The following is a 13,663-nucleotide window of genomic DNA, read 5'->3' as shown; positions in this document are numbered from 1 at the left end:
ATGCGTCTCCTGAGCGAAGACTTCCCCTTGGGCCTGCCCGCCGGACCCGTATCCCCCAGAGCCTATCCCGAAGTCGAGCCGGACGCGCTGTCCAATGTCGAACTGTTCCTGCAGGGACAGCCGTTCGACATCTATGCCCGGCTGCGCGCCGAGGCGCCGGTGGCGTGGCAGCGTGAGGGCAGTAACGGCCCGGGCTTCTGGGCGCTGACCCAGTATAACGACGTGATGCGCGTCGATGGCGATCCGAAAACCTTCTCGTCGCAGAAGGGCGGCATCCTGATGGCCTATGGCCCGCCCGAAACACGACATCCCCTGCTGTTCCGCGCCTCGGTCGACGCCATGATCAACATGGACGCGCCTTGGCACCTGCAGCTCCGCAAGGAGCACATGCCCTATTTCACAGCTAGCTATCTCACGGGCATCCGGGAGAAAGTGGCTATCGAGACCACGCGGCTGATCGACGACATGGCCGGCCTTGGCGAATGCGACCTGGTCGAGACGCTGTCGTCGCGGCTGCCGCTGTTCACGCTATGCGAAATCCTCGGCGTGCCGGAATCCGACCGGCCGAAATTCCTCGACTGGATGCATTATCTCGAAGTGGCCGGCCATGTTTCGGCGCAGCAGCGCAAGAACCCGCAGCCGACGCCCGAGTTCATGGCGTTCGTCAAGGCCTTCAACGAGAACGTCGCCGAGATGTTCGCCTATGGCCAGCACATGCTGCAAAAGCGACGCGCCGACCCAAAGCCCGATCTGATGAGCGCGATCGCGCGCGCCACCATCGACGGCGAATTGCTGCGCGACGAATATCTCGACGGCTCCTGGCTCCTGATCGTGTTCGCCGGCAACGACACCACGCGCAATTCGATTTCCGGCTCGATGAAGCTGCTGACAGAGTTCCCGGATCAGAAGCGCGCGCTGATGAATGATCTGTCGCTGCTGCCGAACGCCGTCGACGAGCTGATCCGCATGATCAGCCCTGTCATCTACATGCGCCGCACCGCCACGGAAGATACCGAGATCGGGGCGCAGAAGATCGCGGCCGGCGAGAAAGTCATCATGTATTACGGCGCCGCCAATCGCGACCCCGCGATCTTCCCGGACCCCGACAGGCTCGACATCCGCCGCGCCAATGCCTCGAAGAACATCGCCTTCGGTTTTGGCCCGCACGTCTGCATCGGCAAGCGCGTGGCGCAACTGCAGCTCGAGGAAGTCTATCGCCAGTTGCTGACGCGGCTGCCGGACATCGAATACGCCGGCGGCATCGAAATGGCGCCGAACAATTTCGTCCATGCCATCCGCAAACTGCCGGTGCGGTTTACTCCGCAGCGCGCGATCTGAGCGCAGGCCGCACCGAGGGCCGAAGTCGCGAACCAGCGAACCGTCTCGAAACACTTTTTTACCCAAAGTAGGCAATTTTCTGCGGTAGCCGGCCAGACGTGCTAGAGGCGTTGCTATCGACGCGCGGTCTTGGACTGGGTAGCTCTATGCGCAAATTCCTCAGAAGAGCGCTGATCGTCTGCTTGGTGATAGCGGCTGTTCCGGCCGCCCTGTTCGTATCGCTATGGCTTTGGATTTCGTACAAAACCGCTGAAGTTGATAATTTTTATAAACAAAACCGACTTCTTGGCGGAATGCGCTCCGTACAGAGAGACAGCACGAACGACTCGGCGCCGGCACGCGAAGCACTTTTGAAGATAATCCCACTGGGAACGAGCAGAGAGGCCGCAATTGCCACGCTCCGCAAGGAAAAACTTGGCTGCCAGGGCATCGCCGGTCCAATCGCCTGTCAGACGATGTCTCCCAACGTTCTTGGATACAAGCAGTGGATAGTCAGTCTGGAATTCGATACTGATGAACGCCTGAGCGAAGCACGTATCGCCATTTGGAACATCTTTTTCTAACGATCAGATTTTGTTCGATATAGCCCTTGCTGCGGACGCCTTCCACTTTACTCTGCAGCGCGCGATCTGAGCGCCGGCCGCACCGAGGGCCGCTCGCCGGACGCAAAGACGATGTCCTCATAGCCCTTGGCGACGGCATCGTTGATGGCGGCGACGTATTTCGGCGTGCCGCCGTTGTAGACGAAGTAGCGGTACTTGCCGTGCTCGTGGCCCGGAACATTGGAATTGTAGCCGGTGAACCACGACTTGGCGTTTCGCATCAGCATGATGGCGTACATTTTTTTCACATGCGCGCTCCAGCGCTCCTGCGCTGCCAGCGTCGGATCGGCGCTGGTGTAGCCGCGATCCCAGATGTGCTCGAGCAAGCCCATGCACCAGTTGACCCCGGTCTCGATGCCGCGCGGAAAATTGGTCGAGGCCGAGCCGCTTTGCGGGCCGGTCGGCATCAACAGGTTTGGAAAACCGTGCACGAGCATGCCGAGGAAGGTCGAGGGACCGTCCTTCCATTTGTCGTATAGTTTCTCGCCATTAATGCCGGTGATGTCGATCTGGTCGTACGCGCCGGTGATGGCGTCGAAGCCGGTCGAATAGATGATGATGTCGAAATCGTAGTCTCGCGCCGACGTACGCAGGCCGGTTTCGGTCACGCGCAGAAGCGGCGTTTCGCTGATATCGACCAGATGCACGTTGTCGCGGTTATAGGCCTCGAAATAATTCGTCTCCAGCGGCACGCGCTGCACGCCGAAACCATGGTCTTTCGGAATCAGTTTTTCAGCGATGACAGGATCGTTGACGCGGCGGCGGATACGATCGGCGATGTAGGCGGAGAACTCGGCGTTCGCCACCTCGTCGGTAAAGATCTCGCGGAAATTGCTGAGCCAGATCCCGAACCCGGGTTCGTCGTAGAGCTTGTCCCACAGCGCCAGCCGCTCCTCGCGCGTCACCTCGTAGAAACCGCGGCGGTCGGGCTCATGCTCGAAGCCGCCGGGGCTGCGGGCGCAGGCCGCGAAGATGTCGTCATAGCGCGCGCGGATATCGGCCATCTCCTCGTTCGAGATCGGTCCGTTGTTGAGCGGCGCCGCCCAGTTCGGCCGGCGCTGGAACACGGTCAGTTCGCCGACCTTGTCGGCAATCTCGCCGATGATCTGGATGGCGGTGGCGCCGGTGCCGATGATCGCGACCTTCTTGCCCTTCATCTCGACCGGCTCATGCGGCCAGTAGAAGGTGTGGAACGAGGGACCCTTGAACGACTCCACGCCTTCCAGCCGCGGCAGGGTCGGTATCGACAGCAAGCCGATCGCCAGGATGACGAACCGGCAGGTCAGCTCGCGACCGTCGTCGACCGTCAGACGCCAGATGTGCTGCGTCTCATCGAACTGCGCGGCCAAAACCTTGGCGTTGAACTGCATGTATTTGCGCAGGTCGAACTTGTCGGCAACATGGTTGAGATAGCGGAGGTTCTCAGGCTGGCCGGAAAACCGTTCCTTCCAGTGCCACTCATTGAGCAATTCCCGCGAGAAGGAATAACCATAGGTGTAGCTCTCCGAGTCGAAACGTGCGCCGGGATAGCGGTTCCGGTACCAGGTCCCGCCAAGATCGGGGGAGCCCTCCAGCACCGTGGCATCCACCCCGAGATCGGCCAGACGCTTGATCTGATAGATGCCGGCCACACCCGCGCCGATCACGATCACTTCGTAATGCGACTTGTCGCGGGGAGCCTTATCGTGGGGAACGTTGGTCCCTTCGGTCATATTCCACCCGGTCTTTGTTGTTCTTGCCAACCACGGCGCTTGTGCCCACCATACCAACAATCCGCGCATTGCACTTGCGTCAGGATGCCAGGGTTGCGCCTGACGGCTTTACCTGGCGGGGGCCGTTCCGTACCCTAGCGGTTCCTGTGGCAATGAAAGCATCAGCATGCGCGACCAGTTCTCCAACACCCAGCAGATCCGCAAACCCGCGGTGACTTCCAAGGGCGGCATCGTCGCCGCGCAATCCGGCAAGGCGGCCAAGGTCGGCGCCGATGTGCTGGCGGCGGGCGGCGATTGCGTCGATGCCGTGATCGCGACCACGTTTGCTCTGGGCGTGCTGGAACCCTGGATGAGCGGGCTCGGCGGCGGCGGCGCGATGGTGCTCTACCGCGCCCGCGAGGACCGTTATGAAGTGATCGATTACGGCATGCGGGCGCCGCTCAGCCTGCGCCTGGAGGATTATCCGCTGAGCGGCGGCGCGGCATCCGATCTGTTTCCGTGGGCGCGGGTCAAGGACGACCGCAACATCCATGGCCCCGGTTCGATCGCGGTGCCCGGCGTGGTCGCCGGCATGGAGGAAGCGCATCGCCGCCACGCCAAAATGCCGTGGCAGGAATTGCTCGCGCCCAGCGTCGCGCTCGCCGGTGAGGGCCTTGCGGTGGACTGGTGGACCACGCTGATGATTGCGAGTGCGGCGCTTGATCTCAGGCGCTATCCCGCCAGCGCCGCCGCCTATCTCGTGGATGGATTGCCGCCGAATGCACCATGGGGGATCAAGACCAAGATTCGCCTGCCGCAGGACAAGCTCAAGGCCACGATGGCGCATCTCGCCGCGCAGGGCCCGCGCGATTTCTACGAAGGCGATCTGGCGCGCAGCCTCGCCGCCGATGTGCGAAGCGCCGGCGGCGCGCTGTCGGTCGAAGATCTCATTCCGTTCAAGGCTTTTCTGCGCGAACCGCTGGCGATCCCCTATCGCGGCGGCAAGGTGTTTGCGACGCCGGAACTCACCGCCGGACCAACGCTGGCGCGTACGCTGCACCTGCTGCAGCAAAATCTGCAGCCCGCGAAAAGCGGACCTGACGCCGCGGCCTACACGGCCTATGCCGAAGCGCTGCAAACGGCCTACCGCGAACGCCTCAAGGACATGGGCGACGCCGACGGCCGCCGCGCGCTCGGCGCCGAAACGCTGGCGCCGGCCTGCACCACGCATTTCTCGGCCGTGGACCGCGACGGCAACATGGCCGCGGTGACGCAAACCCTGCTGTCATCGTTCGGCTCCAAATTCGTCTGCCCGCAAACCGGCATCACCATGAACAACGGCATCATGTGGTTCGACCCGACGCCGGGCACGACGAATTCGCTGGCGCCCGGCAAGCGCTGCCTCACCAATTACACGCCGGTGGTGGCGCAGGCGTCTGACGGCCGCCGCACCGCCATCGGCGCCTCCGGCGGCCGGCGCATCCTGCCCGCGGTGACGCAGCTTCTGTCGTTCGTGATGGACTACGGCATGGACCTGGACGCGGCGATCCACCAGCCGCGCATCGACGCCAGCGAAGGCGCCATCGTGATCGGCGACGTGCGCTTGCCGAAATCAACGCGGGAGAGCCTGCGTGCGCAGTTCGATTACGAGGAAGCGCGGATCCAGACCACGCCGATGAAGTTCGCCTGCCCGAGCGTCGTGCTGCGCGACGGCGCCACCAACAGCGGCGCCACCGAGGTGTTCCAGCCGTGGAGCGAGGCGGTCGCGGAAGCATAAGGCCGGCGGTCGCAGCGGATGCGGCACGTTGCAAGCTGACGCGCGCCCTAGCCGCTCAGGACTCAAGCGAGAGCAAGGGAATATCGAGGAAGTACACGAACCCGCTCGGCTCATAGGTCAATCTGACATTGCCTTTGAGTTGCCGGCCGAGCGTCTCGATCAGGCGCGTGCCGAAACTCTGGCGCGTCGGGGCCGCAACCGCCGGGCCATCCTGTTCCTTCCAGGTGAAATGCAGCCGCGATGCCGGCGCATCGATCGCCCAGCTGATGGCCACGTGACCGGCGGGCACCGACAATGCGCCAAATTTCGTGGTGTTGGTGCAGAGCTCGTTGAGCGTCATCGCGATCGCAATAACCGCGCCTGATGCGATCTGCACATCGGACCCGGCAATCGAAAAACGGGGCTTGTCCGGATTGTCGAACGGCTCGGTCGCCCCCTGGACGATCTTTCGCAGTTCCGCACCGGTCCAGCGCGCCTGCAACAGCAGATCATGGGCCCGCCCGAGCGCCAGCAGACGGCCTTCGATCGCTTGCTGCGCATGCTGCGTGCTCGGCGCGTTGCGAAGACTTTGCGACGCGATGGCGCCCACGGTTGCCAGCGTGTTCTTGATGCGGTGATGAAGCTCCTCGAGGATCAGTTTTTGGAGCTTGTCGGCGGCTTCGCGCTCCTTGGCGTCGATGCCGGCCTGCTCAAGCAGCGTCTCGGCACTGAGCTTGGCCTGTGTCAGCAACAGCCGGAGACTGACGTTTTCAGCCGCCAGCTCCTCCTGCGGTGACGTCGGATCGGACGCATCGAGGGAGGCATACGGATCAGGGACTGTTCTGAACATCGACAACGAATACCACCATCTGTCCGGCTCCGGACATTTCTTTATGCCAATGATTCAGCCGTCTGACCGTTACGGTGCAGAGCCATCGGATGTCCATCTCCTGCCAAGCTCAGGCCGGGCCAAGCATTTCGCGCATTTCCGCGATGATTTCGTCGGATTGCAGCGGTTTGCCGAAAAATCGGCTGTCCAAGGGAATGTCGCTGCCGGACAGTTTGAGCTGTCCGGACGCCAGGATGATCTTGATGGGCGGCCAATTCTCGCGGACCGCGTGTGCCAGTTGCAGCCCGTTCATGCTACCGGGCATCTGAACATCGGTCAGCATCAGCGCGATATCGGACCGGGAGCGGAGGATGGCCATGGCTTCGTCCGCATCCACGGCCTCGACCGGGACGTAGCCGGCGTCTTCCACCATATCGACCACGCGCATGCGCAGCAGCATCTCGTCCTCAACGACGAGCACGACGAGCGGAAGGAGGGAATGATCCAGCGGCATCATATGCGGTTCAACGGCGCGCCGTGACCAGGCGCACCTCACGAACGGCCGCACCCGATTCTGTGTCGCGCAGGCAGGATGATGCGATGTTCGGCCAGTTCTGGCTGGCGCAGTCTCCAGCGACGTGGCCGGCCAGCCGGTCCGCCTTAGCGAGCACAACGACTTGCTCGGCTTTCACCGCTGGCGCGAAGCCCGGCAGAGCGATCACAGCCGCTCCCAAGAGCGAGAGTATCGCGAGGGCAGAAATAGATTTGATCATATTGGACTGCTGACTGTGGCGGATCGCCAATCCCGCTGCGCTTGGGGATCGGTTGGCAACGGCGCTACGGAGGCAGAGTTCCTCAACGACGACTTATATTTGTCATCTCCGCTTGCAATTTGAGGCCGGCCCGCGCAGCGGCGCTGCCAGTTATGGCCCGCGCCGCGGCCCCGGCCATCAGCCGCGAAAATCGATGCTGCGCAGGATGATGCCGGGAGGGGTGCCCTCGAACTCCCGCGCCTGGAACTTGCGCGAGGCGCATTGTTCGATCCGGTCGCGCAGCCGGACGAACTGTTCTTCACGCCGTTCCGGCGCCGTCCGCGACACCCGCTCAAGGTCGTCCATCGCCGACGCACTGACGGCGCAGGGGACTTCCCTGCCGTCGTCCATCATGGAGAACTTCAGCACCATGCGATCATATTCGTAACCCCCGATGCTGCCACGCGCGAGCGTCATCGGGCGGTTCTCAAAGGCCGGAACAACCGTACCATCGATTTCTCCCACTTAACCCACCACCATCTTCTTCTTGGCCGGCGGGGGATTGATTTCGGCAATCCTGCGCAGGCAGTCGGCTTCGGAATCATGCGGGCCCGAAACGAAGGTGCCGCTGACCTTGGTCGAGTACCAGCCGGACACGACACCGAGGCGAAGCGATTCTTCTGTCTTGACGTGACGGGGCGAGAGATTCTTCATCAGATAAGATACTTTCAGTTTGGCCGTTCGATCTTGCATCGAACACGCTGGATAAAGTCTTGGTTGGTCGAAGCCGCTTGTTCGTCTTGTTCAGGCATCATCGCCGGCGAGCCGGGTGAGATCCGCAAGCACCGCGCTCACGAGGTCGCGGTGATGCGTGTCCGATGGCGCGAGGCTGGCCGAATAGAGATTGAGCACGTAACGCGCCTTGGCCACCGCCTCGGGCCACGAGGCGGCCGGTACGGCCAGGAGCTGGATTTCGAGCTCGCCCTGCTTGTCGCGCAGCAGTTTCGCGTTGGCCTCGACGTCGGCCAGCACGCGGCGGATATCGGTTGCCTTCTGCGCCGCCATGCCGCGATGCTTGTCGAGCTCGATCGGGGTTTCAGTCACGAGGCGCGCTCGCGTCGATGCGCTGCGCATCGGACAGATCGACCGAACTGATCGAAATCATTTCCATCGAAGATCGGTGCGGCGCCGCTGCTGGGACCATGATCATGGTGGCGACACGCCGGAAGCACGGGAACGACAGCCCTTCGATCATCTCCTCATCGGTGACGACTTCGTAAGCGCCGGGCGCGAGTTGGCGATCGATTCCCTTGATGCGGAACGGGTGCCTGAAATGAATCGTTTCCCGTCGCGAGCGCATCGTCATGGCAACAGACCTCGTCTGTGCACGGAACCATCGGGTTGTTCGGACATCGGCGCAGCGTGCGCGCTTTTGCGGCAATTAGCTATCGTTTTCTCTGTCGAGAGGCGCATTTGGTCGAATAAAGCAGCAAAAGCCTTGTATTCGGTGGTTTCGTAGCCATTTCGAGCAGGTATTCAGCCAAGAAAGTACTTCGAATGAAGCTGCGCGTCGGATTCGAAATGCTCTACGATTTCCCGCAGCCGACCCCCATGATCATGGTGCTGGGCACACATTTCACGCGCGCCTCCGATGTCATCGTGCCGGACTTCCTGACCACCACGCCTGCGGTCGAGATCACGCCCTATCGCGACATGTTCGGCAATTGGTGCAGCCGCATGGTGGCGCCTGCAGGGCGCCTGCGTCTTGCCGCCGATGGCGTCGTTCGCGACTCCGGCATGCCCGATCCGGTGTTTTCCTCGGCGGTCCAGCACGCGGTCGAGGATCTGCCTGCGGACACACTGGTCTATCTGCTCGGCAGCCGCTATTGCGAAACCGACCGGCTTTCTGACATCGCCTGGCAATTGTTCGAGAAGACGCCGCCGGGCTGGGCGCGGGTGCAGGCGATCTGCGATTTCGTGCATCGCCATATCGCGTTCGGTTACGAGCACGCCCGCGCCACCAAGACGGCGTGGGAGGCCTATAGCGAAGGCAAGGGCGTCTGCCGCGACTATGCTCATCTCGCCATCACGTTCTGCCGCTGCATGAACATTCCGGCGCGCTATTGCACCGGCTATCTCAGCGACATCGGCACGCCAAAACCCTGGGCCGTGGGGGATTTCGCCGGCTGGTTCGAGGCCTATATCGGCGGGCGCTGGCACATGTTCGATCCGCGCAACAACGTGCCGCGGATCGGCCGCGTCCTGATTGCGCAGGGCCGCGATGCCTCCGACGTGCCGATCACCCAGACCTTCGGCCCGAACACGCTGGCGAGCTTCAAGGTGTGGACCGACGAGGTCACCGCATGAGCGAACCACACCCTGCCCTCAGCGCCGACGAATTCGCCTCCTTGCGCGAAGTCAGCAAGGGCGATGCGCAGCGTGAAATTCCACAGCTGCACTGGGAGCGGCTGGTCGGTCTCGGATACGCAGTGCGGCGGCTCGGCGAACTCGGTTTGACCGCGTCCGGCCTGCGGCGCCTGGCGAGCGGCCAGTAGCCACTTCAACCCCAGGAGCCGCTTGCACCGCTGGCGAGATGGATGCAACTTTCGGCCGACTTGGCCGTAACTCGCTGCATCAGCCAGGGAATATCCGCATGCGCGCTCTTGCTCTCCTTGTCGTCTTCCTGATCGGAATTGGATCTCCAGCCTTCGCTGACGACGTCGCCGCCGCGCAAAGCGTGATCCGCGCGCAGGAGCAGGCTTTTGGCCGCGACGATTCTGCCGCCGCCTATTCTCACGCGGCGCCGTCGATCCAGCAGATTTTTCCGGAAGCCGATATCTTTATGCAGATGGTCCGGCAGGCCTATCCGCCGGTCTATCGCCACAAGAGTTTTGAGTTCGGCGAAGCCCGCGCGGCGGGCGGCCAGATCGCCCAGCGCGTCCACATCGTCGATACCAATGGCGAGGCATGGGAGGCGCTGTATACGCTGGAGCAGCAGCCCGACGGCAGCTTCAAGATCACGGGCTGCTCGTTGTTGAAGGCGGGCCAGGCGGTGTGAGACATACGTTGCGACAGAGGGCCGCACCAAGCCTCGGCATCAGAATTCGCACGCAGTCCTTTGCCATTGCAACCGCCCGGAGTTTACGCCTTACTCGCCCCAATGGACGCAACCGCGTCTTGATCCGGGAGGAAACAAAAATGAAAACAGTACAGACGATGCTGGCCGAAGCCGAAGCCGAGGTGCCGCGTATCAGCCCGGATGAAGCGAAGAAACTGGTTGGCCGGGCTGACGTGCTTTTTCTCGACGTCCGTGAACCGGCCGAGGTCGCAACATCGGGCAAGGTGCCGGGCGCGCTCGCCATTCCGCGAGGACTTGTGGAATTTCGTGCCGATCCAGCTTCCGCGCTGCACGACGCGGCGTTCGATCGATCCAAGACGGTGGTCGCCTACTGCGCATCCGGCGGGCGCTCGGCGCTGGTCGGCAAGACCCTGAAGGACATGGGATACGATAACGTCCGCAACCTTGGCGGCTTCAAGGGCTGGCTGGAGGCCGGCGGCGAAGTCGAGAAGGGATAATTGGCGCGAGCATGATCCGGACCCGCAGGGCCGCGTTAGCGCAGCGCGGGTAACGGCTTTCCCTCGCGACAAACGCGGAAAAGCGTTCGGAGATCATGCTCACGCAAGAAGATGGAGCGGGGTGGCGGTTCGAAGACCCGTCACCCCGATCTAGGCCATCGCCATCCGCTGCCGCGCGCGCATCAACAGCAGCACCATGATGGCGATGTTGACCAGGTTCCAGGCGACGCCGTTGGTAAACGCGGCGGCGTAGGAGCCGGTGGCGTCGAAGATGACTCCGGAAATCCACCCCCCGAACGACATGCCGAACACCGAAGCCAGGATCACGAACCCGACGCGTGTCGCAGCCTCCGAAGCCGGCATCGTCTCGCGGACGATGATGGCGTAGCTCGGCACGATGCCGCCCTGGAACAGCCCGAACATCGCGGAGATGAGGTAGAGCGAGGTCAGGCCGTCGAAGAACAGGTAGAAAAGAAGCGCGGAGCCTTGCGCGACCGAGCCGATCAGCAGCGTCGGGATGCCGCCGATCTTGTCGGCCAGGAAACCAGAACCGATGCGGCTGATGATGCCGAGGCCCAGCATCAGCGACAGCATTTCGGCGCCGCGCGCCACGCCATAGCCGAGATCGTTGCAATAGGCGACGATGTGAACCTGCGGCATCGACATCGCCACGCAGCAGGAGATGCTGGCGAGCCCCAGGATCACGGTGAGCGCATTGGTCGACAGCTTGAGGTCAAGACGCGGCGGCAGTGCGTTGGCGTGGCTACGGCGCACCCCTGCGCCCATCAGCACGCGCAAGCCGATCAGCGCCAGCGTCATCGCCACGGCAGTGAAGATGCCGAGCGCAATATGGGTGGTGCGCCAGCCATAGGTCTGCATGCCCCAATTCACCAGCGACGGCCAGACCGCGCCGCCGATGTAGTTGCCGCTGGCGGCGATCGCGACCGCCAGCCCGCGGTAGCGCTCGAACCAGTGCGAGGCTTCCGCCATCAGCGGCCCGAAGGTTGCCGCCGAAGAAAGCCCGATGGCAAAATGCACGAGAATGTACGGCCAGATCGACCATGACATGCCGGCGACGATGTAGCCGAGGCCCAGAATACTGATGCCAAGCCCGATCGCGGTGACGATACCGTAGCGGTCGGATATTTTGCCTGTGATCACCTGGCCCAAACCGAAACCGAGCATCATCATGGTGAAGGCCAGTGACGCCGTGCCTCGCGTGGCGCCGAAATCCTGCTGCACCACCGGCAGCGCGACCACCACCGACCACATGCCGACGCTGCCGAGCGAGCCGATCAGCACGGCCACGGCAAGCCGGGCCCAGGCTCGGCGCGAGTCGGGAACGAACAGTTCGGAATCTCGAATGAATTCAGAAGAAATTACCACGGCGGGCGCAACTTCTAGCGCAATTGCCTAGAGGTCAAGCCACAATGGCGCGATATTGGGCATGCAGATGTGGAGGGGGTGCACGTCATACGACCAGCACCTCCCCCTCAGAGCATTAGCGCCTACTCTCAGAGCAATGGCACCTGCTCACGCCATCTGCTGCCACAATTTTTGCACCAGCACGCCGGCGCGTTTCTCGATCGACGCCGCGGCATCGAGCGCCAGATCCTCGCGATAACGTCCCGCGATCAGTTGCACGCCGATCGGCTTGCCCTCGTGCAGCGCGACGGGAACCACCGCGGACGGCAGGCCCAGCACGTTGATCGCGGAAATGAACCGCAAATCGTTGAAGAACATCTCGGCCACGCGCTCCAAGCTGGTCGTATCCGCGCGCGGCCCGGGCGTCGGCATGACCGTCGTCGGCGCCAGCACGACCGGATAATCCTCAAAGAAGGCTTGCCAGGCGCGAATATGACCGTTGCGCGCGGCGGTCGCACGCATCCAGCCCGCCAGGTCGAGCGTGTTCGCCTTGAGCTTGATGCCGCCCCAGGCGGTGTGGAAATGCTCCGAGGCCACCGCCAGCATCCCGGCTTCCTGCAGCACGGCAACTTCATTGACGATGATGTCGCACCAGGTCTGCCAGACGCCGTTGATATCGGGGACCTCGACTTCGCTGACGCGATAGCCCCCGCGCTCCAGATGGTCGGCGGCCTGCTTCAGCGCCGCTCGCACCGATGGATCGACGTTCATGTCGGCGGGCAGTTTCGCCAGCGCGACCTTGATCGGCCCCTTCGGTTTCGGACCCGCCAGAGGTGCCGGCACCCACCAGGGATCGCGCGGATCGCGCTGGCACATCACTTCAAGGCCGAGCCTGACGTCGCCGACGCTGCGCGCCAGCGGTCCCTGCGCCGACATCAGATGCGCGAGCATCGGCCGCTCGGCCGAGGCGCTTTGATTGAAGGCGGGGATACGGCCTTGCGTGGGCTTGATGGTGGCGACACCGTTGCAATGCGCCGGCCAGCGCAGCGAGCCGCCGATGTCGTTGCCATGCGCGATCGTGCCGATGCCGGCCGCCACCGCCGAGCCGGCGCCGCCCGATGACCCGCCGCAGGTGATATCAGGATCCCAGGGGTTGAGCGTCAGTCCGTGCAGCGGGTTGTCCGTGAAGCCGCGGAACGAGAATTCGGGTGTATTGGTCAGCCCCAGCACGATCGCACCGGCCTTCCTGAGATTGCGCACCACAGGCGCGTCCGAGGGCGCGATGATGTTCATTTGCGCGGGCACGCCATTGGGATTGGGCCTGCCTTCATAGTCGACGTTTTCCTTGATCGTGATCGGCACGCCATGCAGCAGGCCGAGTTCACCGCCTTTCGCCCGGGTCTGGTCGGCCGCTTTGGCGGCCTTGAGCGCTTCGTCGGAGAGATCGACCACAATTGCATTGAGTTTTGGATTGACCGCGCGCATCCGCGCGACGTGAGCCTCCGTCACCTCGACCGAGGAAGTCGCGCCGGACCGGATCGCGGCCGCGGTATCCAGCGCCGACCATTGCCAGACCGGCCCCTTGGGCACGGCCGGCTTGCGCGATGCGGTCTTTTTCCCGGTCTTGCTGGCCGCCTTCGCGGCGTTGCTGGTGCGGACAGCAGTTTTTTTGGTCGATTTCTTCGCAGGCGCCTTTTTCGAAGCGCGCTGCTTCACAACTCTCTTGGCCAAGTCGGTTCTCCCCAATTGCGCAG

Annotated in this window: 17 protein-coding genes; 7 read left to right on the top strand and 10 right to left on the bottom strand. The window is 63.0% G+C overall.

Annotation, left to right across the window (positions count from 1 at the left end; genetic code table 11):
• Positions 1–1,338, top strand: a complete 1,338-nt coding sequence (locus JQ609_RS01400) for a cytochrome P450 (RefSeq protein ID WP_212271736.1) — start codon at positions 1–3, stop codon at positions 1,336–1,338.
• A 146-nt stretch (positions 1,339–1,484) separates the two neighbouring features.
• Positions 1,485–1,901: a hypothetical protein gene (locus JQ609_RS01395; protein WP_212210193.1), complete on the top strand. Its 417-nt coding sequence runs from the start codon at positions 1,485–1,487 to the stop codon at positions 1,899–1,901.
• Positions 1,902–1,948: 47 nt separating this feature from the next.
• Here the strand turns inward: JQ609_RS01395 and JQ609_RS01390 are convergent, their stop codons facing one another.
• Entirely contained in the window at positions 1,949–3,652 is a 1,704-nt protein-coding gene (locus JQ609_RS01390) for an NAD(P)/FAD-dependent oxidoreductase (protein ID WP_212271735.1), read from the bottom strand.
• Positions 3,653–3,818: 166 nt separating this feature from the next.
• Between JQ609_RS01390 and JQ609_RS01385 the strand changes: the two genes are divergently transcribed.
• Positions 3,819–5,408 carry a gamma-glutamyltransferase family protein gene (locus JQ609_RS01385; protein ID WP_212271734.1) on the top strand — a complete coding sequence of 530 codons (1,590 nt, stop codon included), beginning with the start codon at positions 3,819–3,821 and terminating at the stop codon, positions 5,406–5,408.
• 55 nt (positions 5,409–5,463) lie between these two features.
• Here the strand turns inward: JQ609_RS01385 and JQ609_RS01380 are convergent, their stop codons facing one another.
• The 7 genes from JQ609_RS01380 to JQ609_RS01350 all read right to left on the bottom strand — a co-directional run bounded on the left by JQ609_RS01380 (position 5,464) and on the right by JQ609_RS01350 (position 8,334).
• Positions 5,464–6,237 carry a sensor histidine kinase gene (locus JQ609_RS01380; protein ID WP_212210189.1) on the bottom strand — a complete coding sequence of 258 codons (774 nt, stop codon included), beginning with the start codon at positions 6,235–6,237 and terminating at the stop codon, positions 5,464–5,466.
• Positions 6,238–6,346: 109 nt separating this feature from the next.
• Entirely contained in the window at positions 6,347–6,733 is a 387-nt protein-coding gene (locus JQ609_RS01375) for a response regulator (RefSeq protein ID WP_212210188.1), read from the bottom strand.
• A 7-nt stretch (positions 6,734–6,740) separates the two neighbouring features.
• Positions 6,741–7,019, bottom strand: a complete 279-nt coding sequence (locus tag JQ609_RS01370; protein WP_409411153.1) for a hypothetical protein — start codon at positions 7,017–7,019, stop codon at positions 6,741–6,743.
• A gap of 147 nt (positions 7,020–7,166) precedes the next feature.
• Positions 7,167–7,445: a DUF1488 domain-containing protein gene (locus tag JQ609_RS01365; protein ID WP_192740012.1), complete on the bottom strand. Its 279-nt coding sequence runs from the start codon at positions 7,443–7,445 to the stop codon at positions 7,167–7,169.
• Positions 7,446–7,493: 48 nt separating this feature from the next.
• Positions 7,494–7,721 carry a hypothetical protein gene (locus JQ609_RS01360; RefSeq protein WP_249119491.1) on the bottom strand — a complete coding sequence of 76 codons (228 nt, stop codon included), beginning with the start codon at positions 7,719–7,721 and terminating at the stop codon, positions 7,494–7,496.
• 51 nt (positions 7,722–7,772) lie between these two features.
• Positions 7,773–8,072, bottom strand: a complete 300-nt coding sequence (locus JQ609_RS01355) for a hypothetical protein (RefSeq protein WP_212210186.1) — start codon at positions 8,070–8,072, stop codon at positions 7,773–7,775.
• Complete coding sequence (locus JQ609_RS01350) at positions 8,065–8,334, bottom strand: hypothetical protein (protein WP_209842810.1); 270 nt, start codon at positions 8,332–8,334, stop codon at positions 8,065–8,067. The genes JQ609_RS01355 and JQ609_RS01350 overlap by 8 nt, the downstream gene beginning before the upstream one ends.
• A 191-nt stretch (positions 8,335–8,525) precedes the next feature.
• Here JQ609_RS01350 and JQ609_RS01345 point away from each other — a divergent pair, with 191 nt between their 5' ends.
• The 4 genes from JQ609_RS01345 (at position 8,526) to JQ609_RS01330 (ending at position 10,544) form a co-directional block, all read left to right on the top strand.
• Entirely contained in the window at positions 8,526–9,335 is an 810-nt protein-coding gene (locus JQ609_RS01345) for a transglutaminase family protein (protein WP_212271733.1), read from the top strand.
• The gene (locus tag JQ609_RS01340) at positions 9,332–9,523 is read left to right on the top strand and encodes a hypothetical protein (protein ID WP_192739931.1); all 192 of its coding nucleotides are present in this window, start codon (positions 9,332–9,334) and stop codon (positions 9,521–9,523) included. Before JQ609_RS01345 ends, JQ609_RS01340 begins: the two co-directional genes overlap by 4 nt.
• Before the next feature lie 98 nt (positions 9,524–9,621).
• Complete coding sequence (locus JQ609_RS01335) at positions 9,622–10,026, top strand: DUF4864 domain-containing protein (protein ID WP_212271732.1); 405 nt, start codon at positions 9,622–9,624, stop codon at positions 10,024–10,026.
• Between the two features lie 140 nt (positions 10,027–10,166).
• The gene (locus JQ609_RS01330) at positions 10,167–10,544 is read left to right on the top strand and encodes a rhodanese-like domain-containing protein (RefSeq protein ID WP_212210183.1); all 378 of its coding nucleotides are present in this window, start codon (positions 10,167–10,169) and stop codon (positions 10,542–10,544) included.
• A gap of 150 nt (positions 10,545–10,694) precedes the next feature.
• Here the strand turns inward: JQ609_RS01330 and JQ609_RS01325 are convergent, their stop codons facing one another.
• Together JQ609_RS01325 and JQ609_RS01320 are read right to left on the bottom strand one after the other, a co-directional pair.
• Positions 10,695–11,930, bottom strand: coding sequence for an MFS transporter (locus JQ609_RS01325; protein ID WP_312014783.1), 1,236 nt, complete (start codon positions 11,928–11,930; stop codon positions 10,695–10,697).
• A gap of 147 nt (positions 11,931–12,077) precedes the next feature.
• Positions 12,078–13,640 (bottom strand): amidase family protein, encoded by a 1,563-nt coding sequence (locus JQ609_RS01320; RefSeq protein WP_212271731.1) that lies wholly within the window; start codon positions 13,638–13,640, stop codon positions 12,078–12,080.
• Between the last annotated feature and the right edge of the window lie 23 nt (positions 13,641–13,663).

Origin of the sequence: Bradyrhizobium sp. AUGA SZCCT0169, from assembly GCF_018130085.1 — a bacterium.
In the GTDB taxonomy this organism is placed as follows: Bacteria; Pseudomonadota; Alphaproteobacteria; order Rhizobiales; family Xanthobacteraceae; genus Bradyrhizobium.
Note: the sequence above shows the minus strand (reverse complement) of the source record. Positions and strands in the feature narration are given on the sequence as shown.